Consider the following 24,129-nt stretch of genomic DNA (forward strand, 5'->3'; position numbering starts at 1 on the left):
GGCCACCAGCCATTTTTCAGGGGCCGGTCTACGTCCACACGTTCATGAAGCACGACGAGTTCGTCGGTGCGGTCCAGAACCGTGCCGAACTGGCCTCCCGTGGCGAAGCAATCCGAGTCACCCGCGCCGTCCTCACCACGCTCGGTGAACGACTGCAGCCGGGCGAAGCGTCCGACCTCGCTGGCCCGCTCCCGATGGAAATCGACATCTTCCTCCACCAGGCGGACTCCGGCCAGATATTCGACTACGACGACTTCGTCCAGCGGGTCGCCGAGCGCGCGAACGCCGACTACGCCGACGCCGCGTTCTACGCGCAGGTCGTGCTGGACGTCGTCGACGAGACGGTGCCCGAGAGCGAACTCCAGGACGTCACCGCCCAGCTCCCCGAGGGCTACGACGACCTCTTCGAGCTACTCGCTACCGACGAGTACTACTGAGCGAGACGGAGTAGTGTTCAGATACGTAGACGAGAGTAGCGGAGACGATGTTGTCTTTTGAAAGCCCTCGGCGGTCTCGGCCGTCGGGAGACTCGCAGTGCTCGTCTCCCGTGGTCTCGTTCGTTGCACTCACGACACTCCCGCGGCTCGCTACGCGCGTTCACTCTCGTCTGAGCGGCTGAAATTGAGGCTATATCGGGTTTAACGAGTCTGTAATGCGTGTTTTCGATTGAATCAACGAGGGGAAACTGCCTCAAATCGCTCTCCAAACGCACGCTCTTATTGTATTACCAACTATGTGGCCGAGTTTCGTCAACTTCCAGCAGTGTTGGCACTTAACTCCGCGCTCGTATGCGCGCGCTCGACGGCGGTCCTGACGCTGTCGTCGAGGACCTCCGCGGGGAGACCAAGCTTCGGTACACCGGCACGATGGGAGCCCATGTCGATCACATCCTCGTCAGCGGAGGACTCCGGGGTACCCGGTGACCGAGTCGATCCCCGACGGCGTCCTCCGACTCCAGTACGAGGCGAATCCCGTGGCGTACATCCTCGAATCGGCCGGTGGCGCGGCCTCGACCGGCTCGATCCCAATCCTCGGTGCGATGCCCAACGGCGTCCATCAGCGGGTTCCCGCCTTCTTCGGGACGGCCGATCTTCTCGCGGAGCTAGAGGCCGCGCTCGCTTGAGAGGCTCGCGGCTGTCGACGTTGTCTTCGGACGGAAATATCGCCGCGAGCACTCAGGAGAATAGCCGCTTGAGGCGGGCGACCAGGCCCTTGGACCGGTCGCCGCCGCGCCGCTGTGGCCGGGCCTCGTCCTCGGTTGTCACCGAGGAGGCGTCGTCGGTCTCCCCGGCACCGTCGGCCGGCACCGCTTCGGCCTCGCTCTCTGCGGCGTCGATCGCGTCTTCGAGCATTCCCTCGGCGTCGTTGACGGCGTCTTTGACCGTTCCCTTGACGAGGGGTTTCCCCTCGAACCGGTCGCGGTTGACCGAGGTGTCGGCCGCGATGACGACCGCGTCAGCGTTCGCGACGTCGTCGGCCGAGAGTTCGTTCTCCACGCCCATGGCTCCCTGGATCTCGACTTTGATGTCGTGACCGTCGTCGGCCGCGACCTGTTCCAGGTTCTCGGCCGCCATCTGGCTGTGTGCGATACCCGTCGGACAGGACGTTACTGCGACGAAGTTCATGGTTTATCTCTTAGGATTTTGTCGACTTCAGCTTTTGTCTCGGCCGCGAGCGCGCTCTCTGCGAGGGCCGCAGCGTCCTCGCTGTCAGTCTCAGTAATCGTCCGCTTTACGTCCGGCACCGTGATGGCGCTCATGCTGAGCTCGTCCAGACCCAGACCAACGAGCAGCTCCGTCAGCGCCGGATCGCCGGCCATTTCGCCGCACATCCCGACCCAGGCGTCGGTGGCCTCAGCGGACTCGACACACCGTTTGATCGCCCGCAACACGGCCGGGTGACGCGGGTCGTGCAAGTCAGCGACGGCGTCGTTCTCGCGGGCCGCGGCCATCACGTACTGGATGAGATCGTTGGTCCCGATGCTGAGGAAATCGACCTGGTCGGCGAACTCTGGGGCCGTGAACGCCGCTCCGGGCGTCTCAACCATCACGCCGAGCTCAGGGATACCGTGGGAGACATTCGCGGCTTCGAGACGCTCCGCAACCGACTCGACCGCCGCGAGCGCGTTGTCGAGCTCCGAGACAGTCGCAACCATCGGGAACATCACCGCGAGATCCCCGCCCTCGACGGCCGCGGCCCGCAACAGCGCGCGCAGTTGCGTCTCGAAGAGGTCTCCGTCGGGGCCCAGCGAGCGCCTGATCCCCCGCTGGCCCAGGAAGGGATTCTCCTCGTCGGGGAGGTCCAGGTACGGGATCGGCTTGTCGCCCCCGATGTCGAGAGTTCGGACGACGACGCGTCCGTCCGGAAACGCCCGGAGCGCCTCGGCGTAGGTCTCGTACTGCTCGTCCTCGTCGGGCGGTCGCTCGCGGTCGAGGAAGAGAAACTCCGTCCGGAAGAGGCCGATCCCGTCGGCCCCCTGCTCGACAGCGCCCGCTAGCTCCGCGGCGGTCCCGAGGTTAGCGGCGACCTCGATTTGCCGGCCGTCGGACGTCTCGACGGGCCCCTCGAGAATCTCGACGTCACGGCCGCCCGCGGCCCGCTCTTTGGTCTCCTCGTCGGGTTCGACAACCACTTCGCCCGCGTCGCCGTCGACGACGACTTCGCTCTCGCTCTCGACGGCCAGCAGCTCCTCTCCAACCCCAACGACGGCCGGGATGGCGAGCGACCGGGCGAAGATGGCGGCGTGAGAGGTCCGACCGCCCACCGCGGTGACGAAGCCGGCGATGCGGTCCGGATCGAGCTGTGCCGTGTCGCTCGGTGTGAGCCGCTCGGCGAGCAAGATGGTGCCCTTGGGCAGCGCGGTGAGGTCCGTCCGCTCGCTATCGGTGAGGATCCGGACAAGCCGGTCACGCAGGTCGCGCAGGTCGTCGGCCCGCTCGGCCATTCGGCCCTCCATGGACTCGAACTGCGATATCGGTGCCTTGAACCCTTCAACCACAGCGTGTTCGGCCGGAAGTCCGCCCTCAATCTCGGTCTCGACGGGCTCTATCAGTTGGGGGTCGTCGAGAAACTGGATGTGAGAGCCGAACACATCGGCCTCCTCCTCGCCGACGCGCTCGCGCAGGCGCTCTCGCTCGACTTGCAGTTCCTCGCGGGCCTCCTCGCGGGCGGCCTCATAGCGCTCGTGCTCCGCCTCTCCGTCGACGCGCTCGGGGTCCGGCGGATCAGGCAGCTCCGCGTCCGGCTCGTACCACGCGACGATCCCGACTCCCGAACTGGGCACCGCACCGGCCCCGGAGAGGACGCGTTGGGCCATCATCCGCCGTCCCCCTCGGACGTCGAGAGGACCGCTTCGAGGGCGTCGAGCGCGTCCTCGGCGTCCTCTCCCTCCGCGCTCAGGGCGACGTTGTCTCCGCAACCGGCGCCCAAGCTCGTCACGGCCAGCATTGATCGGGCGTCGACCCGCTCGCCGTTGTCCGCGAGGCCGGCCTCGATCTTGCAGTCGTACTCGTTTGCCGTCTCGACGAACTCAGCGGCCGGCCGGGCGTGGAGCCCCGCCTCGGGGACGACGGTGACGACGCGGTCGGTCATGCCAGAGCCTCCGTGACGACCTCCCGCACCTCCTCCGGGGACTCCGCCTCGTAGAGGGAGTCCCGAACCTCGTCGTGCATGAGCGACCGCGAGAGCGAACTCAGGATGCTGAGGTGCTCGTCCTCACCCCCGGCGGGCACAAGGATCATGAAGATCAGGTGAGCGAGCGAGCCGTCCATCGCGCCGAAGTCGATCCCCTCTTCGGAGCGAGCGAACGCGACCGTCGGCCGGTCCACGGCCTCAGTTTGGGTGTGCGGGATGCCGATCCCCTTTCCCACGCCCGTTGTCGTCTCCTCCTCGCGAGCGAGGAGTGCGTCGAGGGCCGCGTTGCGGTCGGTGACTCGCCCCGCGTCGACCGCGAGGTCCAGCAGGAACTCGATGCAGGCCGCCTTCTCAGCGGGCGGTTCCGAAAGGGATGTCAGATCCGTCGTCAGTATCGATTCGATCGTATTAGTATCCATTATTGACATATGGGTCCGAAGGGTCTTAATCGCTGGTCTGGGCCGCGGTCTCGCCCGCCTCGGCGACGCGGTCCTCGTAGTCGGGTTTGACAACTGTGACCACGACGGCCGTCACGAACGAGCCGAGGAGGACACAGGCGAGAAACAGGAACGGGCTGTTCGACAGGGGAACCACGAAGATACCGCCGTGGGGCGCGGGCATCGTTACGTCTAGCACCATCGCGGCCGCGGCCCCGGTCGCGCTCCCGATCATGATGCTCGGGATGACGCGGATGGGGTCGGCGGCCGCGTAAGGGATTGCGCCCTCGGTGATGAAGGAAAAGCCCATGAGGATGCCGCTCTTTGCGTTCTCGTACATCTCCGCGGCGTACTTGTGAGGCGCAATGAGGTTCGCCAGCCCCATTCCGATCGGGGGGATCATGCCGGCGATCATCACCGCGGCCATCGGCTCGGTGATGGGGCCGCTCTGTGTGCCAAGCAGTCCGACCGCGAAGACGTACGCGACCTTGTTCACGGGGCCGCCCATGTCGAAGGCCATCATCACGCCCAGCAGCGCGCCCACGAGGACCGCCTGGCTGCCCTGCATCCCTTCGAGGAAACCGCTCAGGCCGGCGTTTGCGATGGCAACCGGGACGCCCAGGATGAACAGGACGATGGGGAACAGAATCATGGTCGTCCCGACCGGAACGAGCAGGACGGGCATCATCGGTTCAAGCATCTCTGGAACGTCGAGATTCTTGAACCAGCGCGCGACGTATCCGGCGGCCAGCCCCGCAACCAGCGCGCCAAGGTAGCCGGCGCCCGCGCTGCCCCCAGAGATACCCATCACCTGGCCGGCCTGTTCGACGACTGCGCCCTGCTGGATGACGTACGAGAGCAGGAAGCCCGGGGCCAGCCCGGGACGGTCAGCGATGGCGTACGCGATGTAGGCCCCGAGTATCGGGACCATGATCGTGAGCCCGAGATTCCCCATCTGAGCCAGGAACCACGAGAAGGACCCCGACGCCTCGAATATGTTCTCGACGGTCGCGCCGCCCGGCCACAGGACGACGCTGAAGAGTTCGATTCGCCCCATCGATGCGGCGGCGTACCCGAGCGCGAGGAAGATACCGCCGATCGTCACGAACGGGATCATGAACGACACGCCGGTCATGACGTCCTCTTTGACGGAGGTCACGTGAGACCGGAGCGCGCGTTCTGCTTTGTCTGACATGGATGGAACCTACACTATTATCTAGTGAGGAGTTGAAAAGTATTACCGAAAATGAATGTTTTCGAACGGTAGGGGAGAAATTATGGGATTAGCGTTCACTCAGCGAGACGAGACACACACACACAGACCACGACTGAAAAAGCCATTATCACGAGGTACGTGCGCTATAGTCCGTAATTATCGTTCGAAAACGTTCGCACACGCGTTTCAGAGCGAGTCCCCGAATTGAGTATAACTGATCAAACGCGCCGCCGTCTCGGGCTACCGTGCCGATACGTGCACGCGCTCGACATCCGACTGGATATCGCCGAGTGCCGGGATGTCGGTCCCCGGCACGCTGACCACGCGAGAGGCGACAGCTACGCCGGCACGCAGCGCCGCGGCGTCCGATTGTCCCGCGACGAGCTCCGAGAGGACGCCAGCCAGTAGCGAGTCGCCGGCGCCGACGGTGTCAACGATATTGACGTTCAGCGCGGGCGCGTGCAACACCGAGTCTGCGGTGGCCATGACGGCTCCCTTCTCGCCGAGGGACGCGACCACGCGCTCGAACCCCGACTCACGGAGGCGACTCGCCGCGGCCCGGCTCTCCTCTACGGTCCCCGTCTCCGCGCCGGTCGCGGCCGCCAGTTCCGTCTCGTTTGGCTTACAGAGCGCGTACTCGGCGTCGAGCTCCCGGAGCGTCGCCCCGTCGACGTCGACGGCGGTGTCCCAGGCCCCGGCGAGAGCGATCCGGTCGACGTGTCGGGGCTCGATACCCGGCGGGCAGCTCCCGGCCACGACCACGATGTCGGGATCGACACCCCGGATCGTCTCGACGACATCGCCGACGACGCTCGGGTCGACGGTCGGGCCGTCGTGGTTGATCTTGTACTCCTCGCCGTCGGTCAGGATCGTCGTGTTGAGCCGCGTCCGATCGCCGATCTCGACGAAGTCGTGGGGGATCCCCTCCTCGTCAAGCTCGTCGGCGATGAACTGGCCGAACGCGCCGCCGAGAAGGCCGGTCGCGACGGTCTCCGCGTCGAGGTGAACGAGGTACTTCGAGACGTTGATCCCCTTCCCGCCGGGGTGGACGGTCGCGTCTCCCGTCCGGGCAACCTCTCCCGGAGCGGGGAACGCATCGAGCTGGACCGTGTGATCGAGCGCCGGGTTCAGCGTGACTGTGAGTATCATCTGTCGCGCACCTCGATCAGTTCCGCGCCCGCGGACTGGAAGGGCTCGCGGGCCGCCTCCGACAGCGGCTCGTCGGTGACGAACGTGTCGACGTCCTCGAACTCAGCGAACCGGACGAAGCTCTGCTCGTCGAGCTTGGTCCCGTCCGCGACCAGCACCACGCGCTGGGACTTCTGGATCATTAGCTCCTTGAGCCGCGCCTCGTCCTCGTTGGGAGTCATTAGACCCTGATCGAGGTCGATGGCGTTCGTCCCGAGAAAGAGTAAATCGAAGTTCATCTGCTCCATGAACCGCTCGGCGCTGGGGCCAACTAGCGACCGCGTCCGTTCGCGCAGGGACCCGCCCGTTATCTTCACCTCGTTGTCCCGCTGTATCAGCTTCAGAGAGAGCGGTGGCGAGTTCGTGACGGCCATAAACGAGCCGTCTCGGGGGGCCGTCTGGGCGACCTGCATCGTCGTCGTCCCGCCGTCGAAAAACACCACCTCGTTCTCGTGGATCTCCTCTACAGCCCGCTCGGCAATAGCCATTTTGGCCTCCAGGTTCTGGACTTCCTTCTGGCCGTACGTCTGTTCTTCGCCGACGCTGGTCGCTGGGACGGCGCCCCCGTGGGAGCGCTCGATCAGTTGCTGTTCGGCCAGGTCGTTGAGGTCGCGTCGGATCGTCGCCTTGGAGAACTCGAGCTCCTCAGAGAGGTCGTCGACGGAGCAGCCGCCCTGGTCCGTGACGAGGCCGACGATCTTTCGCTTGCGTACTTCGGGGAGCATGGTCGAGGCGTAGCCGTTGCGCGGTAATTGTCCGCGCCAACGTATAGTTGTTTGTGAATATTTTTTACCGAACATGCACGATATCGGGATTTGCGCGCTCGTCGATCGCCGGTCGCGCGGGTCCGCCAGTCACCGACGGCCGCGACCCGCCGGATGCTATCGACGCCGCCATCTGCTCAGAGGATTACTGACTTGCGCCGGACGAACTCTCGGATCGTGACGCCCAGGCCCTCGCGCCCGATGCCGGACTTCCCGTTGCCGCCGAAGGGAATGTCGCCGAGTCCGTGGCTCGGAACGCCGTTGATGCGGACCGCACCGGCCTCCAGCCGGTTGGCCACGGATGTCGCCCGGTCGTAGTCGCTCGTGAAGACACAGCCGTCAAGGGTCAGATCGCTCTCGTTTGCCAGCTCTAGGGCGGCCGACTCGGACTCGACTTCCGTAACGGCCGCGACTGGCCCGAACTGCTCCTCACGGAGGATCCGGGCGTCGTGGGGGATCTCCGAGAGCAGCGTCGGTTCGTAGACGGTGCCGTCCCGCTCGCCACCACACACCAGGTTCGCGCCGCGGTCAACAGCGTCAGTGACGAGCTCGTCGACCCACTCGGCCTGGCTTTCGTCGATGAGAGGACCGACCCTGGTCGACTCCTCGAAGAGGTCGTCCGGCTGCCACTCCGGGACCCTGTCTTCGAGGTCGGAGACGAGGTCGTCGTGGACGTCCTCGTGAGCGAGGATCCGGCTCACCGCCGAGCAGCGCTGGCCGGCGTACTTGAACGACCCCTTCGCGCACTGGTCCGCGACGTCCGTCAGGTCCGCGTCGGAGAAGACGATAGCGGGCGCGTTCCCGCCCAGTTCGAGGTGGAGGTTGGCGATGCCGCTCTGGTCGGCGACGCGTTTCCCCGCGCCGGACGAGCCGGTCATCGCGACGGCGTCGACCCTGTCGTCGCCCACGAGCGCATCGCCGATCTCGCTTCCGCGTCCAGGGAGGAAGTTGAACGTCCCCTCGGGGAGATCGACATCGTCGAGGACTTCCGCGAGCATGGCCGCGCTGACGGGCGTTTTCAGCGCCGGTTTGAGCAACACGCTGTTGCCCGTCGCGAGCGCTGGCGCGACCTGCAGGGCGGTCGTCGCCAGGGGATAGTTGTACGGCGAGATGCAGACGACGGTACCGATGGGTTCGAACTTGACGAGGGCCTCCCAGTCCTCGTGGCCGTCGGTGGTGCCCTCGCGGTACTCGCCCTTGAGATGGCGAATCTCCTCGGCGGCCCGATCGAAGCGCTCGGCGGCGCTCTCGACCTCGCCGCGCGCGCTCGATATTGGTTTGCCGGCCTCGCGGACGATGGTCTCGACGAAGTCCGACTTCCGCTCGCGGATGCCGTCCGCGATCTCGTGACACCAGTTCGCTCGCTCCGGGATGGTCGTCTCGCGCAGTTCCGTCCGGGCCGCGTCCGCCGCGGTGAGCGCACGCTCAACGTCATCGACTCCCGCCAGATGGACTGTCTCGAAGGTCCCGCCATCGGCGAGATCGGAGATGGTCGCCGTCCGCTCGGGGGCCGTCCACCTGCCGCGGACCAGCGGTCCGGTCGCGTGTCGGGTGCGTTGTGCGGCCATCTGAATTACCGCTCCAAGACGTCGCTCGCGCTCTCGCCCTCGAACACGACGCCTTCGAGTGCGTCGAGGATTCTCTCGGGGTCCTCGCGCTGCCAGACGTTTCGACCGACGGCGAGGCCGCTCGCGCCGGCGTCGACGGCGGCCTCAACAAGCGAGAGGAACTCGTAGTCGGTGGTTTTCGACCCGCCGCTGAGGACGACGTTCGCCTCGCCGGCGGCGTCGACGGCGCGCGACATCGCCTCGGGGCTGCGGGGCCACTTGACCTTCACCAGGTCGGCACCGAGTTCGAGGCCGATGCGGGTCGCGTACGCGATAGCCTCGGGGCTGCGGTGGTTTTTCATCGCCTGCCCGCGGGGGTACGACCACATCGCGACGGGGAGGTCGCGGTCCCGGGCGGACTCCTGGACGTCGCGGAACTCTTCGAACATCTCCGGTTCGCGATTCGACCCGGCATAGACGGTGTATCCGACCGCATCAGCGCCTAGCTCGACCGCGCGCTCGACGGAACAGGTCTGGGGCGAGTAGGGCTCGCCCGACCAGAGGCCAGACGTGCCGTTGAGCTTCGCCAGCAGCGACACCGAGTCCTCGTAGGACGGGTAGTACGTCTCGGCGAGGCCCTTGTGGACGGCGAATCCGGTCACCGCGTCGTGGGTCGCCATCTCGAAGACCTCGCGAGGGTCGAGCCGTTCAGGCACGTCCTCGAAGGCGGCCGGTCCGTGCTCCAGGCCGTGATCGTGGGCCAGAATCAGCGACCGACCGTTCCTCGTGAGCGGATTGTCTTCTGATACCTTCATATTCGAGTGTTACTACGCACTAACAATCGCTTAGTAGTACTGAATACGATTGTTTCGTATCGGTTTTCCCACAACATGTCTTTCATCGGTAATCGTCGAGGATTCACTCTCGAGAAGAGTCGCCCGAACAGCGGACAAATCGGTCTCGTTAGCGTCTGTGTACCGAGATTATCCGAGGGCGGGATCTCTCGGTTCGTTTTCGAACGTGTGTGAATACCGTGCACGAACTGGGTCGAACCGGCGATCGGCGGGGGAGATCGTGGTTTCAAGCCCGCTTGTCGAGTATCACGTCCCACGATGTTCGAGGCGACGCCGCAGGACTGGGTCGGTGCCTGGAGCGAGAAGCGCGCCGCGCTGACCGCGGAGCGGGTCGGACTGGTCGACCACGCCACGGGCGAGCGGTACACCTACACGGACCTGGACGCGTGGGCGAACAGGTTCGCGCGTCTCTTTTTGTCGAGCGGGCGGGCGGCTCTGCCGACCGCCGCGAAACGTGGCGGCAAAGCTGCCACGCGCGGCTCGACCTTTCAAAAGGCAACGTCGTCTCCGCTACTTTCGTCTGCTTATCCGAACACCACCCGACACGGGGCCTCAACCTTTTTCCCGGCAGCCGTTCGACTGGTGAGCATGGCGCACGAGGCGTACGTGCAGTTGGTCTGTCCTGAATGTCAAAAGCAGTGGGAGAGCACGCCGAGCGAGTTGCCCACCCACGACGAGAACTTCAGCTGTTCGAACTGTCACGCCACACGGCGGACGGCGGAGTTCATGCGAACCGACCGCGACCTCGAAAACTTGAAACAGCTCCAGTAACCCTTCTAGACGACCGACCGGGCGCCACACGCTTCGCAGTGGAGGCGTTCGGTGTCGTCCTCGATTTCGAGATTCGTGTCCGGCAGCCCGCACTCGGGGCACGTGACGTACGTGTCGACGTACTCGTCGAGCACGTCCTCGACGCGGCGCTGACGGAACCCGCCAGTGAATCGGGCGCGCCCGTTCTCGTCGATCTGGGCGCTCGTCCCGAGCTCGTTCTGAATGAACTTCAGCACGTGGTCCTGCTCGCGGCCGAGTCGGTCGAGCGTGTCTTGGAAGTTCTCGTACACCGTGACGTTGCCTTCCTCGCGGACGTTCGGCTCCGGAACCTCGAACCGGCTCTCGCTGCCCGCGACGTCGGGCTTCTCCTGCATCGCGCGGTCGAGTTGCTCCTCGTAATCCATACCCCAACGAAGTAGCGGCCCGCACAAAAGCCTTTCAAAAGCCCGGGTTGCCCCGATTTCGGCCCGTACAGTCGAGACCCGTGGTAACAGCTCTCAGGATAATACTATAACCCCGTGACCGTTAGAATTGGCTGCCATGAAGAAGCAGGAGCTCATCCACCTCCACGGCCTCCTCGCAGAGGTCGGGAACTACTACGAGGAGTGCAAGTCCGACGAGATTTCCCTCGACGAGTACGAGGACCTCGGCGTACGACCGACATCGATTCACAAATCGAAGACTGACCACAAAGCGGCTGTTTTCGCGCTCGCGGGCGGCATCACTTCGGCGATGGACGAACCCGAGGAACAGGAAGCCGTCCCCGCCCAAGCTGACTAACGTAGCGACACGCGACGTCTCCTCACACCCACTACCTCCCCAGCGACAGCGTTACGCCCCGTCCGCCCCGCCTTCGGACTCCCCGCTCTCCCCCTCCTCGCTGCCTTCCTCCTCGACGGTCAGCACTTCCAGCGGGATGTTCTCCAGGCGCTGGCCGATCTCCTTGCGGGCAATACGGGAGGCGTGTTCGTTCCGTTCGACGTTGAACACGCTCATCTCCAGTTCGAGCGCGACCAGACTCTCGTCGGCCGCGACGAACGCGGGGTCGAGTTCGTCCCCGCAGTGCGGGCACGTCCGCTCGCCCATGCTGATTTCGACGTAGTTGAGGTCCGGGTTCAGGAGCTCGCCGGTCTTCGCGATGGCGATGCGCACCGCGTCGTCAGGGGTCTCGACGTCGTAGACGGGGATTGCGGCCTCGACGACCACCCTACAATCCATGGCTACGTGAGACGTTCACGCGCAACGTAGAAGAACTTTGGCCCGGAACCGAACCCGTCTTCCCCCAGCGCCGCCAAGCCCGCCCGAGATGGAGCGCGGCGCTATTCCGACCGACGAGATTGCCGGCGCGGTCGACGTCCAAGCCACCCTGGAGAGCGGACAGACGTACCTCTGGTGGCGGCCCGACGGCACCACCTACGAGACCGACGGCGCGTCCGGCGGGAGCGCGTGGTACCGCACGGTCGTCGACGGTGACGTCGTGGAAGTCCGTCAGACCGACACCGCAATCGAGTGGCAGTCCACGACCGACGCGGACCCGCTCGTCCGCGAGCTGCTCGGCCTGAACGACGACCTCCACGAGATTCGCGCCGCCGCGACTGACGACGACCTCACGACAGCTGCATGGGACGCCTACGACGGCCTCCGCATCGTCCGCGACCCGTTCTTCGGCTGCCTGATTTCGTTCATCTGCTCGGCGCAGATGCGCGTCGAACGCATCTTCGCGATGCAGGAGTCGCTCCGCGAGCACTACGGCGAACCTATCGACTACGACGGCGAGACCGTCCACGCGTTCCCCGACCCCGAGGCGCTGGCGGCCGCTACCGAGGAAGACCTCCGCGAGCTGAAACTCGGCTACCGCGCGCCGTACGTCCAGCGCACCGCCGAGATGGTCGCCACCGGCGACCTCACCCAGCGGGACGTGCAGGGCCGCGCGTACGAGCTCGCTCGCGAGCGACTCACGGAGTTCGTCGGCGTCGGCGACAAGGTCGCGGACTGCGTGCTGTTGTTCTCGCTGGGCTACCTCGAAGCCGTCCCACTGGACACGTGGATTCGTTCGGCCATCGAGGAGCACTACCCGGACTGCGACCGCGGCAACTACGCCGACACCTCCTGCGAGATTCGGGAGCAACTCGGCCCGTACGCCGGCTACACGCAGACGTACTTGTTCCACTATCTCCGGTCGGGCGGCGACGAGTAGGCGCGCGTAGCTTTTTGGCGATTGCCGTCCCACCCCACTGCATGAGCGAGCGGACTCGCGCACGCGTGCTGGTCTCCGGGAAAGTGCAGGGCGTCTACTTCCGGGCGAACACCCGCGAGCAGGCCCGCGAACGCGGCGTCGACGGCTGGGTGCGGAATCTCCGGGACGGCCGCGTCGAAGCGGTCTTCGAGGGCCCAGACGAAACCGTCGAGGCGATGGTGGAGTGGTGCCACGAAGGCAGTCCCGCAGCACGCGTCGACGACGTCGAAGCCGAGTACGACGACCCCGAGGGTGTCGACGGCTTCGAGATTCGCCGGTAGCGCCGGACCATACGCGGAGTTTTTACGGCGGCCCACGTCGAACGTCCAACCATGATTACCAGCGAGCGGATGGCCGCCGTCGACCGGAACGCGGCGGCGGTCGGCGTGCCGCGCAAGCAGTTGATGGAGTCCAGCGGGAACGCCGTCGCGCGCGCCGTCCGCGAGACCGCCGCCGCGGGCGCGAGCGTCGCTGTGGTCGCGGGTCGCGGGAACAACGGCGGGGACGCGTTCGTCGCAGCCAGATTCCTGAGCGAGTACGACGTCACCGTCCACCTGCTCGGACGGCCCGAGACCATCACCACGGACATCAGTCGGGAGAACTGGGACGCGCTCCAACAGGCCGAACTCCCCACAGAGGTCGTGAACGACTCGAAGACGCTGGCGCTCGGCGACCCGGACGTCGTCGTGGACGCAGTACTCGGAACTGGCGTCTCGGGCGCGCCACGCGAGCCCGAAGCCTCCGCTATCGAAGCCGTCAACGCGGCGGACGCGCCAGTCGTCGCCGTGGACGTACCCTCGGGAATGGACGCCGACACGGGCGAGACGCCGGGCGTCGCTGTCGACGCCGACTGCGTGGTGACGTTCCACGACGTGAAGCCCGCGCTCGCGGACCGCGAGGACGTCACGGTCGCGGATATCGGCATCCCGGAAGCCGCGGAACTGTTCGTCGGCCCGGGCGACCTCCAGCAGCTCGAACGCGACCCGCACGCCCACAAGGGCGACTTCGGGCGCGTGCTCGTCGTCGGGGGTGGCCCCTACACCGGCGCGCCCGCGCTGAGCGCACAGGCGGCGCTGCGAGCCGGCGCAGACCTCGCGTACCTCGCGGTCCCCGACAGCATCGCCGAGACCGTGCAGGGGTACAGCGAGAACCTCATCGTGGACTCCTACGTCGGCACGCGCCTGCTCCCCGAGCACGTCGACGAGATTCTGGACCGCGCCGCGGACGTCGACGTGGTCGTCTTGGGGCCGGGCCTCGGAGATTCGGACGACACGCTCGCAGCGGTCCGGAAGTTCCTCGCGGCCTACGACGATCGCGCCGTCGTCGACGCCGACGCGCTCCAAGCCGTCCCCGAAGTCGAGACGGACGCGGACCTCGTTTGCACGCCCCATCAAGGGGAACTCGAGAAGATGGGGGGGCCGGGCGCGGCCGACCGAGAGGATGCCGCGGAATCCGCGAGCGGCGATTCGGGAGCCGCGAGCAGCGAAGAGGACTGGCGCGAGCGCGCGACCGACGGTCAGGGGGTCGCGGAACGACGAGCGGGGAGCGATGCGACCCGTGAGCGCGCCGATGCAGTCGAGGACTTCGCCGCGGACCTCGGGCAGACGCTGCTCGTGAAGGGCGCGTACGACGTGGTCTCGGACGGCGAGACGACGCGCGTCAACCGCACCGGGAACCCGGGGATGACCGTCGGCGGCACCGGCGACGTGCTCGCGGGTGCGACGGCCGCGATGTTCTCCACGCTCGACCCCGTCCCTGCGGCGAGTATCGGCGCGTACGCAAACGGCGACGCCGGCGACCAGGTGGTCGACGAGCACGACTACGGCCTGCTCGCCACCGACTTACTGGATGCGCTGCCCGCGGCGCTGTGGGGTGGTCGCGATGAGTGACCGCGAGGCCGACGGGACGGAGGCCTCGGAACGAGGGAGCGGCGAATCCGCGACCCGCGAGGCCGACGCTCCAGAGGACGAACTCACGCACACCACGGCGGAGGGGGACGTGCAAATGGTCGACGTCGGGGACAAGCCGGACACAGCTCGCCGGGCGGTCGCGCGCGGCGAGATTCAGCTCTCCGCGTCGACCGTCGAGGCGATTCGCGGCGACGAAATCGGGAAGGGCGACGTGCTCGCGACCGCGCGCGTCGGCGCCGTCCAGGCGGTCAAGCACACGTGGGAGACGATTCCGATGTGCCACCAGATTCCGATTACGAACGTCGAGACCGACTTCGACGTGCGCGAGGACGGCGTGGTGTTGGAGGTCGCCGTCGAGACGACCGGGAAGACCGGCTGCGAGATGGAAGCCTTGGAAGGTGTGACGACCGGCTTGAACGTCGTCTGGGACATGGTGAAGGCCGCAGAGAAGGACGACGACGGGCAGTACCCCGGCACGGCTATCGAGGGCGTGGAAGTGGTCCGAAAGGAGAAACGAAAACTGGACTGACGGCTACTCCGCGTCGAGGTCGGCTGCCTCGTCCTCGTATTCGAGCGCGTACGGTTCGAGGTCGTGTTCCTCCCGCCACCGCCGGCTGCGCTCTTCGCGGCTCAACTGCTCGTCGTCAGCTACGCCGGAACTCATGGTTCTGTGTTCGTCGGGAAGCCGTATCGTTCTTTCCCCCACAAGCAGGCGGCCGGAACGGCGGCGTAGACCACTGGTACGAGGGCGAGCGGCGGGGTCGCAACGACACAGCCGGCGGCCACAGACGTGAACAGTACGCCCGCGACCGACGCCCAGACCGCGTCGCCGAACAGCGACGCCTCCGTCAGATACTCACACAGGAATCCGACCGTCGCCGCAGCGAGGTACGGGACGACTGCGACGACGCCGGAGAGCGAGATATCCGATACTGCGATACTGGCCGCCAATAGTCCGATTTTGACGAGGTCTATCGCGCGCTGGTTGACGTTTCGGTGGGCCGCTAGTTGGTTCCGGAGCGTCTCTCGGAGCCCCTCGCTGGAACTCCGGAGCACCTCCTCGCGTTCGTCAACGGACACACGACACCGCTGGTCCGGTCTTCGAACAAAAAGCTACGGCTACGCTTGTGCGACGAGCTCGCTGGCCTTCGCGCGTGACTTCTCGACGACGGTCGGAAGTGCCTCGAAGTCGACGACGACCTGCTCGTCGCCGTAGTCGACGTCGCGGACGTGGGCGTGGTCGTGGACCCACGACACCACGCTCATCGTCTCGTCGGTCATCGGGAGCACGAGCGTCTCGCGCTCGCGCGGCGGCAACTCGGCGTCGATGCGGGCTCGCAGCGCGTCCACGTTGATACCGTCGCGGCCGCTGACCGCGATTGGGTTCGGCGCGAGCGCGGATAGCGCCTCCTGCTTCTCCGCGAGTTCGTCGTCGTCGACCTTGTCCACCTTGTTGAACACGGTAACGATGGGCGCTTCGTTGCGCTCGTAGAGCGTGTCGTGGCTCGTCACGAGCTTCTCGCGAATCTCGTCGATGGACTCGCTGGCGTCGACCACGAGCAACACGAGGTCCGCCTGGTAGACAGATTCGAGCGTGGACTTGAACGACTCCACGAGCCAGTGCGGGAGGTCGCTGATGAACCCGACCGTGTCCGTCAACAGGACGTCCCGGCGGTCCATATCCAGCCGGCGCGTCGTCGTCCCCAGCGTCGTGAACAGCTGGTTCTGGGACTCGGCGGTAGTGTCGAGGTCGGGATGGAGGTCTTCGTTCTCGTCGACGTCGAGGTCGTCGGCGAGCCGGCGCAGCAGCGTCGACTTCCCGGCGTTCGTGTAGCCCGCCAGCGCCACCAGTTCGAAGCCGGACTCGCGGCGCGTCTCGCGGCGCTGCTGCTCGGTCTTCTCGATGCTCGCGAGCTCGTCCCGGATGCGGCTGATCTGGGCTTTGATGTCCTGCTCGCGGCTCTCGTCGTACTCCCCCAGGCCCATGAAGCCGGGGCGTTCGTCGCGCTTTGCGAGGCTCGTCTTCGCTTCCGCGCGCGGCAGCTCGTAGCGCAGCTCCGCGAGCTCGACCTGTAGCTGGGCCTTCCGCGTGTGCGCGCGCTGCCCGAAGATGTCGAGGATGAGCCGGAAGCGGTCCACGACTTCCGTGTTCTCGGGGAGCTGCTTGCCGAGGTTGTACGTCTGGTAGGGGCCGAGCCGGTTGTCGAAGACGACCCGCTCGGCGTCCGTCTCCCCGACGGCCGCCGCGAGTTCTTCGACCTTCCCCTCGCCGAGCTGGAGCGCCGGGTCGGCCGTGCGCGTCTGCGTCACCTCGCCGCCGACGTCGTAGCCCGCGGCGCGGACGAGGTCCCTGATTTCGGCGGTGTCGGCCGTGCCCTCGTCGACACGCTTGGCGACGATCGCCGTCTTCGTCGTTGTTCCGGTCACTTGTCACGTCGTAGGTGCCGAGGATACTTAAGCCCCGGGCGCACCCGCGATGGCGTCAGCGTGTCTGACAAAAGAGACTTACCGGTCGCTCGCGGATGAGCGACCATGCCGGACCTCAATCTCACGTCGCTCGGCCTGGAGTTCGGGGGTGGCGCCGGCATCGGCGCCATCATCGGCTTCGCGGCGAAGAAAGTCGCGAAGCTCATCGCGGTCATCGTCGGCCTCGAACTCGCGCTGTTCAAGTTCCTCGAATCCCGGGGCATCCTCACCGTCGACTGGGACCGCCTCACCGGCGGAATGCTCGACATCACGCAGGCCGCCAACGGCGCCGCCCCGCCATCCTGGATGAACACCATCCTCTCGACGCTGTCGGTCAGCGCCGGCTTCACGGGCGGTTTCCTCGTCGGCTTCAAGAAGGGGTAGCGGAGGAACTGCCGGTCGTCGCGTCGAAGCTCAGCGCGTGTCGAGTTCGCCTTTCTCCTTGACGATTGTCGTCTCGCCTTCGCCCTCCGAGACCTCGTTGACGAGGTCGTAGAAGTCGTTCTGCATTCCCGCGGGGAACGTCAGCACGCCAACCCACGAGCCGTCGGCCTGCCACTCCTCGCGGTCGAGCTCGCCGAACTCCCGGATCTTCGCCTGCCCGCTGCCCGCGTAGTCCGGCGGCAGGTTCACTGCGACCGTGACCTCCTCGAAGCGAATCGGAATAACGGGCCGCAGCGCGTCGAGCGCGTCGTCGACCTGGCTCTCGACGGGCTCCATCGGGTCGACGGTGAACCCGGCTTCTTCGAGCGCGGTCTCGATGCGCTCGGGCGGATGCGGCGCGTTGTCCATCTGCGGGTTCACCGCGTTTCGCGTGATGATGTTGACGAGCTTGCGGCGCTTCTGCTCCTGCATCTCCGCGCGCTGCTCGGCGGTAATCTGAATCTCCCCGCGCTCGATGACGTCGGGGATAATCTCCATCGGTTCGGTCGTCCCGAACACTTCCTCCAAATCCTCTTCGGCGGGACGGTCCCCGCGGGAGGCGTTCTCGAAGACGTCGCGGGCCGCGATGACGTTCTCGAGTTCGCCCTCGAACTCGCCGCGCTTCATCGCGAGTGCGGCGTCCGGGTCAACGAGCACTTCGAATCGTTCCCCGTGTGTTTCGAGGCGCGCGGTCACCGCCTCGTCGAGTGATATCATGCGTGTGACTTCGGCGGGTGTACTTAAAAGAGCTTTTCCCACCAGGACGACGCGGCTACTCCTCGGTGGAGTCGCCGTCCGTGACGTCACCGTCAGCGCCCTCGGTACTGTCATCGTCACCCTCCGCTCTCACCGCCGAGCAGGTCGTGTTCCACGAGGTACTCCCGGATTTCGTCGTCCGACAGCTCGATGAACGCCCCGGTCTCCGCGTCGATGGTCGCGACGCCGACGCCCTCCGGCTGCAGGGACTCCCGAATCTCGCCAAGCGCGCGGAGCGCGAGTTCGACGCCCTCGTCGAGGGGGAGCGACTCGTCGTAGTGGTCTTCGAGGTAGCCCTGCACTGTCGAGCGGTCCTCGCCGATGGCGATGGCCTTCCACTCGTACGGCGTCCCCGACGGGTCCGTCTCGAAGAGACGGGGCTCGCCGTCCGTGACGCCGCCAACGAGCAGGGCGACGCCGAACGGGCGCGCGCCGCCGACCTGCGTGTACTGCTGGATGTGGTCGGTGACGTCCTTCGTCAGCATCTCCACGCCGATGGGCTGGTCGTAGCGCACGCGCTCGACCTGCGCGTCGCGGCGCGCGAAGTCGACGAGTTGGCGGGCGTCGGCGACGTGGCCGGCGCTCGCGATGCCGACGTGATTGTCGGCCTTGTGGATTTTCTCGACGGACGCCTCCTCCATCAGCGGCGAACTGATGCGCTTGTCCACGAGGAGGACGACGCCGCCGTCCGTTCGGACGCCGATGCTGGGCGTCCCTCGCTTGACGGCCTCTCGGGCGTACTCCACCTGATAGAGGCGGCCGTCCGGCGAGAAGATGGTGATACCGCGGTCGTAAGCCTGCTGTTGGTTCTGTCCTTGCATGGTTAGCAGTCGGGGTCCGTCGCGCCCACGTACCCGTCCTCGGAGTCGACGTCGACGAGGTCGCCCCGGCGGACCGCCGGGCGGGTATCGCCCGCAAACGCGACGCTGGCTTCGGCTGCGGATTCACTCGGCCGTCCTAAATACTTTTCTTCAGCGGCCCGTATCGTGCCGGAGACGCCGCGTACCGCCACCCTGACGGGGTCGTCGCGAACGTCGTCGACGCACGCCAGCGCCGCCCGCCCGCGCTCGACTTCGCCGTGGCGCACGCGCACCAGCGCCTCCCCGCTACCATCCTCGAAGGCGAACTGCAGCACGCGCAGGTCGGCGTCAGCGCTCCCTGTATCCCCGTAGAGATTCTGCGCGGCGAACCAGACGCTGCGCTGGAAGTCCCCCTGCGAGACGTCCGCGTCGGGCCACGCCTCCAGCTCGACGGCGAGGTAACGCCACCGCGGCCGGAGATGCTTCGGGAGGTGTTTCACGGGCGTTCGGCGACGAGCACGCCGACCTGCTCGTGAACCATCTCGACGGCCGTGATTGCGTACCCTTCGTCCGTGAACGCGTCCACGAGCACGCCGACTGTCGCCGGGTCGTCGACCTCGGGGCTGTAGAACGGCCCCTCGGGGTTCGGTGCTCGCGGCTCCTCGCCGCTCGCTTCCGGGGCGCGTAGCGCCCCGCCCCCGAAGAACATCAGGTCCCCGAGCACGATTCGCCGCGGGCCGAGGCCGGTAATGACCGAGATGGCTTCGCGCTTCTCCTCGTCGCTGAGGTGGTGCATCGCGAAATTCGAGGTCACGATGTCGACCTCGCCGTCGTAGTTCGGCTCGCGGAACTGCCCCTGTCCGAATTCGACGTTGTCGAGGCCGCGCTCGTCGGCCTTCCGTCGCGCCTCGTCCATCATTCCCTCGCTGATGTCGCGGCCGACGACGCGGCCCGCCTCCTCGGCCAGCCCGAGCGCGATGGCACCCGTCCCACAGCCCAAGTCGAGAACAGTGTCGTCGCTGTCCGGGTTCGCGTGTTCGAGGACGAGCGCGACGCATTCGTTGTACTCCGCGGACTTCTCCTCGTCGTAGTCGGCCGCGAGGTCGTCGAAGCGCGCGGCGTGCTCCTCAACTGTCTTCTTCATACCTGCCGCGTTCGACTCCCTTCGTGATGAACTCCTCGGACATCCGGTGGCGGTTTCGCTGTGCGAGTTCGCCCCACGCTTCCAGTCCCGCCCGAATCCGGTCGCGATCGAACCCGACCGCCTCGCCGACCGCGAGCAGTTCGCGGGGTGCGCGCAGGTGGAGGTGGGACTCGGGGTCGACGCTGACGACGTACGGCGCGTCGTAGTGGTCGACGAGTTCGCGGAGCTTCCGCAGGCCGCGCAGCGCCTGCACGCGCTCCCCGCCGCTCGCGCGCAGCACCCGCGAGAAGTCGAACTCCAGGTGGACCGCGTTCCGCTCGGCGGCCTTCACGACGACGTGGTTGACGTCGCCGCGCCCCCGCATCGGCCCGGCGAGCACGTCCACACGCTGCGATTCGGCGACGAACCGGTTCAACTCCGGCGTCCCGCCGCGCGCGACCAACACGGTCGCCTGCTCGCGGAGGTTCGCGATAGCGCCGCTGGCCTGCGACGTGTTCTCAGCGTCGAGTTCGACGCCCGACACCACGTCGATGCCGTGCTCCTCGGCGACGGCTTCGTGGTCGACGTCCGGGTGGGCGTCCGAACGACTCCGCACGACGACGCCGTCGTAGCCGACGCTGGCGGCTGTCGCGGCGAACCGCGCGACGGTGCTGTCGCCGTCCGGGTGGGCGTGAACGGCCTCGTACACGACTGTTCGTTCGTCGTCAATCCGTAAAAACGCGTGCGTTCGCTGTCGCGTGTCCGGGAACGGACAGCGGTCACTCGCCGAACAGCCCGAAGTTCTGTACTGTCGGGAGGTGCCAGTCGTACACGACTGCAACTAATCGAATCAGGACGGTCACCGCCGCACACGCGACGGCAGCCGTACTCCCGGCCGCACCGAGCATTCCCGCAGCCCAGTACGCAACCCCGCCGAGCACGGCACAGCTCGCGTAGAAGTCCTCGAAGAGGATGAACGGCGCTCTATCGAGGAGGATGTCCGCGAACGCCCCGCCGCCGACGGCGTTGATTGTCGCAATCGTGACGACGCCGAACGCCGAAACGCCGGCGTCGGACGCGACGATGGCACCCGTCGTGGCGAACGCACCGAGCCCGACGGCGTCCGAGACGAGCGTGACCGGATGGGTGTCCGGCGACGGCAACACGACGCTCAACGCGATGGCCAGGCTGACCCCAAGCAATCCCAGACTGATTTCCAGTGGGGACTGTAGCGCTAACGGGATTCGTGCTACGAGGAGGTCGCGCGTCGCGCCGCCGGCGAACGCCATCGCCAATCCGACGATGACGATGCCGAACACGTCGAACTCCTCGCGGATCGCCTTCGAGGCACCGACGAGAGCGAACGCGACCAGTCCGACGGTGTTCATCACGGCGAACGGATCGCCGAACAGCGTCGCGACGACGTCCTGAATCATTATTCTCGTCTACGACAGCGCTTCGCGGGCGTTCTCAACGGCGGCCTCCTTCTTGGCGGGGTAGGCTTCGACTTTCGCGCGGAGCGCGATGCCGTCCCCCAGTTGGGCGTCGCCGAGGAACGCCTCCTGTTTGTCGAGGTGGACGAACAGCGAGCAGTTGTCGTCGACGCGCTGGTCGAGCTCCTCGTGGATGCGCTCGATATCCGCGCCGTCCCGGAGTTGACCGAGCACGTGGCGCATCTCGTCGGCGCGTTCGACGCGCGCGGAGAGCACGACAATACGGTCGCCGAGGTGGCCTGCGCTCTCGGCGCGTTCGAGTGCGACCTCCTCGGGGAGGAAGTGGCCGAGCGCATCGGCGACGCGAACCTCGTCCTCCGTGCCGTAGCAGAACGCCCGGAGGTCGACGTAGTGGAACGGAACCTCGCTCATTACGTGGCGGTAGCGGCCGCGGCGGTAAAAGCGTCGCTACTGCGGGCTGTCCGGGAGGTACGTCGCGGCGATTTCGGCGACGCGTTTCGCGCCGTTCTCGCGGGGCTGGGGCGCTTCGACGCCGTCGAGGAGCGCTTCGACGCCCGCAATCGAATCCGCGGCGTAGAAGCCGGGGGTGTCCGCGAGCGCGTCGACGACGCCGCGCTGTTCTGACGTCGCCGGCAACACGATACACGGCGTGCCGGCGACCGCGGCCTCCATCACCGTGGAGTAGCCGCTACAGATGACGAGGTTCGCGCCCGCGATGAACGGCTGCAGGGATTCCTGAAGTACCCAGTCGTCGCCACCGACGAGCGTCACGTCCCGGCCCTGCGCCTCCAGCGCGTCCGCGAGCCGGTCGGGGTCGATGCTGAACTCGCTCGGGACGACGAGCACGTCGACGTCCTCGTCGGGTGCGTCGCCGGCGGGTGCCATCGGCGGCACGTCGATTGCGGCCGGAATCGAGGGGTCGCCGCTCCACGCCTTCGGGAGCAGGAACGCCTCTGCGCCGCGGCCCGCGATGCGGTTACGGACCCACGCGCCGACGCGCTCGACGGGATTCGCGTAGAACGCGGCGGGGTCGTGCGAGACGTAGACGTAGCGCTGGCCGTGCAGGGATGCCGCGATAGCCGCGGCGATGTCGTCGGTCACGAGCAGCGCGGGGGCTTCGTCGTCGAACCACGCGCGGTACTGCTGGACGCGCTCGTAAAGCGCGGGAACGCTGTTCCGAGCGACGTCGAGCAGGCTCCCGTCCTGGAGGTCGTCGACGAAGTCCACGACGGTCGGCTCGAACTCGGTGTAGCCGTTGGCTTCGACGAACTTCGTGCCGGGGCCACCACCCGCGATGACCGTCTCGTAGCCGGCAGCCTCCAGCTCTTCGACGACTGCCAGCATCCGGGTGGCGTGGCCGGCCCCCTCGCAGTAGTGCGCGACGGCGACTTTCGAGGGCGTCCCGTTCATCTCGCAGTCACGTGTGCGTCTCCGTCAGAGCGCGAGCGGTATAAATCACTCCGAACGAGGCGGCTCAAGCGCGCACGCCGAGCGCGCTGGTGGCGGCAGCGCCGACGGTCGTCGTCAACAGGTAGCCGCCGACGCTGTGAATCGTGACGACGGCTGCGATGGTCGGCGCGCTCACGGCCGTCAGCAGCGTGAGCAACGTGACGTTGATGGCTTCCGTCGCCCCGAGACCGCCGGGCGTCGGGAGCAGCGACCCGATTTTCCCCAGTGGCAACACGAAGAAGGGAACGTAGAGGGGGACGAACGAGTCGAGGGCGAGGAACGTCACCCAGAGGGCGAACGCCTGGAGCGCCCACCCGAGCGCCGAACAGCCGACGGCGGCGGCGAGGCGTTCTCGGGAGACGGCGACGCGCCCGACGGCGTCCGTGAAGCCGCTGATGCGGGCGGCGAGGTCGTCGGCATCGGGCAGGGAGACGCGCGGAATCGCGCCGACGACGCGGTGGACGACTGACGCGACCGTGCCGCCCACCCGGCCGCGAATGGTCGTTCGATAGCGCCACACGAGCGCCGCGACGACCGGGAGGACGACTGCCGCCGCAATCACGGCGAGCGGTAAGACCCCGAGTTCGCCGTCGGTCTCGGTGGTGACGTAGTAGAGCGAGCCGACTGTGGCGAACGCCAGCGACGGCACGACGTTGATGGCGTCGAGGCTGGTGATGGACGCGAGGCTCACCTCGTAGTCCGCGCCGGCGGTCTGTGAGAGGAGCCACGCCGTCACGGGCTCGCCGCCCGCCTGTCCGAACGGCGTGACGTGGTTGGCGAACGCACCGGCAGCGTTCACGAGAAGCGCCGTGTGGACGGGGATGCGGATGTCGAGCGCGCGCAGGACGTTCCAGAGTGCCAGCCCCCACGACGCGTTCCACAGCAGTATCACGCCCGCGACGGCCGCGAGCAACACCGGGTCCGCACGGCTGGCCGCCGCGAGCACCTCGCGAGCGTCTACGACCCAGAACATGACCGCGAACACGAGGGCTGCGCCCACGAGTCCGGCCGCCGTCGCCAGCAGGTCCTCTCGCTGCACGCCTCCGAGTGGCGGGCGGGCGTGAATCAATCCATCGAATCCGTGGCTGGCGGTCGCCGCGTC

At 66.8% G+C, this 24,129-nt stretch carries 32 protein-coding genes; 9 read left to right on the plus strand and 23 right to left on the minus strand.

All coding sequences use genetic code 11. From position 1 onward, the window contains the following. The first annotated feature begins 44 nt into the window (after nt 1-44). Complete coding sequence (locus tag LT974_RS09755) at nt 45-437, plus strand: DUF2267 domain-containing protein (RefSeq protein ID WP_232587480.1); 393 nt, start codon at nt 45-47, stop codon at nt 435-437. A 482-nt stretch (nt 438-919) separates the two neighbouring features. After that, the gene (locus tag LT974_RS09760) at nt 920-1,123 is read left to right on the plus strand and encodes a hypothetical protein (RefSeq protein ID WP_232587481.1); all 204 of its coding nucleotides are present in this window, start codon (nt 920-922) and stop codon (nt 1,121-1,123) included. Nucleotides 1,124-1,175: 52 nt separating this feature from the next. On the opposite strand, the gene LT974_RS09765 is transcribed toward LT974_RS09760, so the two are convergent. The 9 genes from LT974_RS09765 to LT974_RS09805 form a co-directional block, all read right to left on the minus strand. Further along, the gene (locus tag LT974_RS09765; protein WP_232587482.1) at nt 1,176-1,625 is read right to left on the minus strand and encodes a PTS fructose transporter subunit IIB; all 450 of its coding nucleotides are present in this window, start codon (nt 1,623-1,625) and stop codon (nt 1,176-1,178) included. Continuing rightward, nucleotides 1,622-3,316, minus strand: a complete 1,695-nt coding sequence (gene ptsP, locus LT974_RS09770; protein ID WP_232590245.1) for a phosphoenolpyruvate--protein phosphotransferase — start codon at nt 3,314-3,316, stop codon at nt 1,622-1,624. The genes LT974_RS09765 and ptsP overlap by 4 nt, the downstream gene beginning before the upstream one ends. Further along, complete coding sequence (locus LT974_RS09775; protein ID WP_232587483.1) at nt 3,316-3,591, minus strand: HPr family phosphocarrier protein; 276 nt, start codon at nt 3,589-3,591, stop codon at nt 3,316-3,318. The genes ptsP and LT974_RS09775 overlap by 1 nt, the downstream gene beginning before the upstream one ends. Next, entirely contained in the window at nt 3,588-4,052 is a 465-nt protein-coding gene (locus LT974_RS09780; RefSeq protein WP_232587484.1) for a PTS sugar transporter subunit IIA, read from the minus strand. The genes LT974_RS09775 and LT974_RS09780 overlap by 4 nt, the downstream gene beginning before the upstream one ends. 25 nt (nt 4,053-4,077) lie before the next feature. Then, nucleotides 4,078-5,265 (minus strand): PTS fructose transporter subunit IIC, encoded by a 1,188-nt coding sequence (locus LT974_RS09785; RefSeq protein WP_232587485.1) that lies wholly within the window; start codon nt 5,263-5,265, stop codon nt 4,078-4,080. Between the two features lie 261 nt (nt 5,266-5,526). After that, nucleotides 5,527-6,435, minus strand: coding sequence for a 1-phosphofructokinase (gene pfkB / locus LT974_RS09790; RefSeq protein WP_232587486.1), 909 nt, complete (start codon nt 6,433-6,435; stop codon nt 5,527-5,529). Continuing rightward, a complete protein-coding gene (gene glpR, locus LT974_RS09795; protein ID WP_232587487.1) occupies nt 6,432-7,199 on the minus strand; it encodes an HTH-type transcriptional regulator GlpR in 768 nt (255 codons plus the stop codon). The genes pfkB and glpR overlap by 4 nt, the downstream gene beginning before the upstream one ends. Nucleotides 7,200-7,375: 176 nt before the next feature. Next, complete coding sequence (locus LT974_RS09800; protein WP_232587488.1) at nt 7,376-8,806, minus strand: aldehyde dehydrogenase family protein; 1,431 nt, start codon at nt 8,804-8,806, stop codon at nt 7,376-7,378. 5 nt (nt 8,807-8,811) lie between these two features. Beyond that, complete coding sequence (locus tag LT974_RS09805) at nt 8,812-9,600, minus strand: class I fructose-bisphosphate aldolase (RefSeq protein WP_232587489.1); 789 nt, start codon at nt 9,598-9,600, stop codon at nt 8,812-8,814. Between the two features lie 627 nt (nt 9,601-10,227). On the opposite strand from LT974_RS09805, the gene LT974_RS09810 reads away from it, so the two are divergent. Next, nucleotides 10,228-10,410, plus strand: a complete 183-nt coding sequence (locus LT974_RS09810) for a DUF7836 family putative zinc-binding protein (protein WP_232590247.1) — start codon at nt 10,228-10,230, stop codon at nt 10,408-10,410. 5 nt (nt 10,411-10,415) lie between these two features. Here LT974_RS09810 and LT974_RS09815 read toward each other — a convergent pair whose 3' ends face one another. Beyond that, nucleotides 10,416-10,814, minus strand: coding sequence for a translation initiation factor IF-2 subunit beta (locus LT974_RS09815; RefSeq protein ID WP_232587490.1), 399 nt, complete (start codon nt 10,812-10,814; stop codon nt 10,416-10,418). A 136-nt stretch (nt 10,815-10,950) separates the two neighbouring features. Between LT974_RS09815 and LT974_RS09820 the strand changes: the two genes are divergently transcribed. Continuing rightward, a complete protein-coding gene (locus LT974_RS09820; RefSeq protein ID WP_232587491.1) occupies nt 10,951-11,190 on the plus strand; it encodes a UPF0058 family protein in 240 nt (79 codons plus the stop codon). Between the two features lie 51 nt (nt 11,191-11,241). Here the strand turns inward: LT974_RS09820 and LT974_RS09825 are convergent, their stop codons facing one another. Beyond that, entirely contained in the window at nt 11,242-11,628 is a 387-nt protein-coding gene (locus tag LT974_RS09825) for a DUF555 domain-containing protein (protein ID WP_232587492.1), read from the minus strand. 88 nt (nt 11,629-11,716) lie between these two features. On the opposite strand from LT974_RS09825, the gene LT974_RS09830 reads away from it, so the two are divergent. The 4 genes from LT974_RS09830 to moaC are packed head-to-tail and all read left to right on the plus strand — an operon-like array spanning nt 11,717 to nt 15,085. Beyond that, nucleotides 11,717-12,607: a DNA-3-methyladenine glycosylase family protein gene (locus LT974_RS09830; protein ID WP_232587493.1), complete on the plus strand. Its 891-nt coding sequence runs from the start codon at nt 11,717-11,719 to the stop codon at nt 12,605-12,607. Nucleotides 12,608-12,648: 41 nt separating this feature from the next. Then, nucleotides 12,649-12,927 (plus strand): acylphosphatase, encoded by a 279-nt coding sequence (locus LT974_RS09835; RefSeq protein WP_232587494.1) that lies wholly within the window; start codon nt 12,649-12,651, stop codon nt 12,925-12,927. 51 nt (nt 12,928-12,978) lie between these two features. After that, nucleotides 12,979-14,535 carry an NAD(P)H-hydrate epimerase gene (locus LT974_RS09840; protein ID WP_232587495.1) on the plus strand — a complete coding sequence of 519 codons (1,557 nt, stop codon included), beginning with the start codon at nt 12,979-12,981 and terminating at the stop codon, nt 14,533-14,535. Further along, a complete protein-coding gene (gene moaC / locus LT974_RS09845; protein WP_269785378.1) occupies nt 14,528-15,085 on the plus strand; it encodes a cyclic pyranopterin monophosphate synthase MoaC in 558 nt (185 codons plus the stop codon). Before LT974_RS09840 ends, moaC begins: the two co-directional genes overlap by 8 nt. A gap of 3 nt (nt 15,086-15,088) precedes the next feature. On the opposite strand, the gene LT974_RS17765 is transcribed toward moaC, so the two are convergent. Genes LT974_RS17765 through hflX form a run of 3 tightly spaced genes read right to left on the minus strand, consistent with a single transcriptional unit; the run spans nt 15,089 to nt 16,983 of the window. After that, nucleotides 15,089-15,220: a hypothetical protein gene (locus LT974_RS17765; RefSeq protein ID WP_269785379.1), complete on the minus strand. Its 132-nt coding sequence runs from the start codon at nt 15,218-15,220 to the stop codon at nt 15,089-15,091. Beyond that, nucleotides 15,217-15,636, minus strand: a complete 420-nt coding sequence (locus tag LT974_RS09850; RefSeq protein ID WP_232587496.1) for a hypothetical protein — start codon at nt 15,634-15,636, stop codon at nt 15,217-15,219. Before LT974_RS09850 ends, LT974_RS17765 begins: the two co-directional genes overlap by 4 nt. A 39-nt stretch (nt 15,637-15,675) precedes the next feature. Further along, nucleotides 15,676-16,983, minus strand: coding sequence for a GTPase HflX (gene hflX / locus LT974_RS09855; protein WP_232587497.1), 1,308 nt, complete (start codon nt 16,981-16,983; stop codon nt 15,676-15,678). Between the two features lie 105 nt (nt 16,984-17,088). Here hflX and LT974_RS09860 point away from each other — a divergent pair, with 105 nt between their 5' ends. Then, nucleotides 17,089-17,406, plus strand: a complete 318-nt coding sequence (locus LT974_RS09860) for an FUN14 domain-containing protein (RefSeq protein WP_232587498.1) — start codon at nt 17,089-17,091, stop codon at nt 17,404-17,406. A gap of 30 nt (nt 17,407-17,436) precedes the next feature. On the opposite strand, the gene LT974_RS09865 is transcribed toward LT974_RS09860, so the two are convergent. The 9 genes from LT974_RS09865 to LT974_RS09905 form a co-directional block, all read right to left on the minus strand. Further along, nucleotides 17,437-18,162 (minus strand): ribosome assembly factor SBDS, encoded by a 726-nt coding sequence (locus tag LT974_RS09865; protein WP_232587499.1) that lies wholly within the window; start codon nt 18,160-18,162, stop codon nt 17,437-17,439. Nucleotides 18,163-18,278: 116 nt separating this feature from the next. Beyond that, nucleotides 18,279-19,022 (minus strand): archaeal proteasome endopeptidase complex subunit alpha, encoded by a 744-nt coding sequence (psmA, locus tag LT974_RS09870; protein WP_232587500.1) that lies wholly within the window; start codon nt 19,020-19,022, stop codon nt 18,279-18,281. 2 nt (nt 19,023-19,024) lie between these two features. Further along, complete coding sequence (locus LT974_RS09875; protein ID WP_232587501.1) at nt 19,025-19,501, minus strand: Rpp14/Pop5 family protein; 477 nt, start codon at nt 19,499-19,501, stop codon at nt 19,025-19,027. Beyond that, entirely contained in the window at nt 19,498-20,145 is a 648-nt protein-coding gene (locus LT974_RS09880; protein WP_232587502.1) for a class I SAM-dependent methyltransferase, read from the minus strand. Before LT974_RS09880 ends, LT974_RS09875 begins: the two co-directional genes overlap by 4 nt. Further along, nucleotides 20,129-20,833 carry an RNase P subunit p30 family protein gene (locus LT974_RS09885; protein ID WP_232587503.1) on the minus strand — a complete coding sequence of 235 codons (705 nt, stop codon included), beginning with the start codon at nt 20,831-20,833 and terminating at the stop codon, nt 20,129-20,131. Before LT974_RS09885 ends, LT974_RS09880 begins: the two co-directional genes overlap by 17 nt. Before the next feature lie 70 nt (nt 20,834-20,903). Beyond that, entirely contained in the window at nt 20,904-21,560 is a 657-nt protein-coding gene (locus tag LT974_RS09890; protein WP_232587504.1) for a trimeric intracellular cation channel family protein, read from the minus strand. Nucleotides 21,561-21,569: 9 nt separating this feature from the next. Beyond that, a complete protein-coding gene (locus LT974_RS09895; RefSeq protein WP_232587505.1) occupies nt 21,570-21,989 on the minus strand; it encodes an RNA-binding protein in 420 nt (139 codons plus the stop codon). 36 nt (nt 21,990-22,025) lie between these two features. Continuing rightward, nucleotides 22,026-22,988 carry a hypothetical protein gene (locus tag LT974_RS09900; RefSeq protein WP_232587506.1) on the minus strand — a complete coding sequence of 321 codons (963 nt, stop codon included), beginning with the start codon at nt 22,986-22,988 and terminating at the stop codon, nt 22,026-22,028. Between the two features lie 64 nt (nt 22,989-23,052). After that, nucleotides 23,053-24,066, minus strand: a complete 1,014-nt coding sequence (locus LT974_RS09905) for a lysylphosphatidylglycerol synthase transmembrane domain-containing protein (protein WP_232587507.1) — start codon at nt 24,064-24,066, stop codon at nt 23,053-23,055. Between the last annotated feature and the right edge of the window lie 63 nt (nt 24,067-24,129).

The organism is Halobacterium noricense, assembly GCF_021233435.1.
Lineage (GTDB): Archaea > Halobacteriota > Halobacteria > Halobacteriales > Halobacteriaceae > Halobacterium > Halobacterium noricense.

Bases quoted from the DNA above. Each gene is read 5' to 3' on its own strand.
- LT974_RS09755 (WP_232587480.1), top strand. From the start codon at position 45: ATGAAGCACGACGAGTTCGTCGGTGCGGTCCAGAACCGTGCCGAACTG.
- LT974_RS09765 (WP_232587482.1), bottom strand. From the start codon at position 1,625: ATGAACTTCGTCGCAGTAACGTCCTGTCCGACGGGTATCGCACACAGC.
- ptsP (WP_232590245.1), bottom strand. From the start codon at position 3,316: ATGGCCCAACGCGTCCTCTCCGGGGCCGGTGCGGTGCCCAGTTCGGGA.
- LT974_RS09775 (WP_232587483.1), bottom strand. From the start codon at position 3,591: ATGACCGACCGCGTCGTCACCGTCGTCCCCGAGGCGGGGCTCCACGCC.
- LT974_RS09780 (WP_232587484.1), bottom strand. From the start codon at position 4,052: ATGGATACTAATACGATCGAATCGATACTGACGACGGATCTGACATCC.
- LT974_RS09785 (WP_232587485.1), bottom strand. From the start codon at position 5,265: ATGTCAGACAAAGCAGAACGCGCGCTCCGGTCTCACGTGACCTCCGTC.
- pfkB (WP_232587486.1), bottom strand. From the start codon at position 6,435: ATGATACTCACAGTCACGCTGAACCCGGCGCTCGATCACACGGTCCAG.
- glpR (WP_232587487.1), bottom strand. From the start codon at position 7,199: ATGCTCCCCGAAGTACGCAAGCGAAAGATCGTCGGCCTCGTCACGGAC.
- LT974_RS09800 (WP_232587488.1), bottom strand. From the start codon at position 8,806: ATGGCCGCACAACGCACCCGACACGCGACCGGACCGCTGGTCCGCGGC.
- LT974_RS09805 (WP_232587489.1), bottom strand. From the start codon at position 9,600: ATGAAGGTATCAGAAGACAATCCGCTCACGAGGAACGGTCGGTCGCTG.
- LT974_RS09810 (WP_232590247.1), top strand. From the start codon at position 10,228: ATGGCGCACGAGGCGTACGTGCAGTTGGTCTGTCCTGAATGTCAAAAG.
- LT974_RS09815 (WP_232587490.1), bottom strand. From the start codon at position 10,814: ATGGATTACGAGGAGCAACTCGACCGCGCGATGCAGGAGAAGCCCGAC.
- LT974_RS09820 (WP_232587491.1), top strand. From the start codon at position 10,951: ATGAAGAAGCAGGAGCTCATCCACCTCCACGGCCTCCTCGCAGAGGTC.
- LT974_RS09825 (WP_232587492.1), bottom strand. From the start codon at position 11,628: ATGGATTGTAGGGTGGTCGTCGAGGCCGCAATCCCCGTCTACGACGTC.
- LT974_RS09830 (WP_232587493.1), top strand. From the start codon at position 11,717: ATGGAGCGCGGCGCTATTCCGACCGACGAGATTGCCGGCGCGGTCGAC.
- LT974_RS09835 (WP_232587494.1), top strand. From the start codon at position 12,649: ATGAGCGAGCGGACTCGCGCACGCGTGCTGGTCTCCGGGAAAGTGCAG.
- LT974_RS09840 (WP_232587495.1), top strand. From the start codon at position 12,979: ATGATTACCAGCGAGCGGATGGCCGCCGTCGACCGGAACGCGGCGGCG.
- moaC (WP_269785378.1), top strand. From the start codon at position 14,528: ATGAGTGACCGCGAGGCCGACGGGACGGAGGCCTCGGAACGAGGGAGC.
- LT974_RS17765 (WP_269785379.1), bottom strand. From the start codon at position 15,220: ATGAGTTCCGGCGTAGCTGACGACGAGCAGTTGAGCCGCGAAGAGCGC.
- LT974_RS09860 (WP_232587498.1), top strand. From the start codon at position 17,089: ATGCCGGACCTCAATCTCACGTCGCTCGGCCTGGAGTTCGGGGGTGGC.
- LT974_RS09865 (WP_232587499.1), bottom strand. From the start codon at position 18,162: ATGATATCACTCGACGAGGCGGTGACCGCGCGCCTCGAAACACACGGG.
- psmA (WP_232587500.1), bottom strand. From the start codon at position 19,022: ATGCAAGGACAGAACCAACAGCAGGCTTACGACCGCGGTATCACCATC.
- LT974_RS09880 (WP_232587502.1), bottom strand. From the start codon at position 20,145: ATGAAGAAGACAGTTGAGGAGCACGCCGCGCGCTTCGACGACCTCGCG.
- LT974_RS09890 (WP_232587504.1), bottom strand. From the start codon at position 21,560: ATGATTCAGGACGTCGTCGCGACGCTGTTCGGCGATCCGTTCGCCGTG.
- LT974_RS09895 (WP_232587505.1), bottom strand. From the start codon at position 21,989: ATGAGCGAGGTTCCGTTCCACTACGTCGACCTCCGGGCGTTCTGCTAC.
- LT974_RS09900 (WP_232587506.1), bottom strand. From the start codon at position 22,988: ATGAACGGGACGCCCTCGAAAGTCGCCGTCGCGCACTACTGCGAGGGG.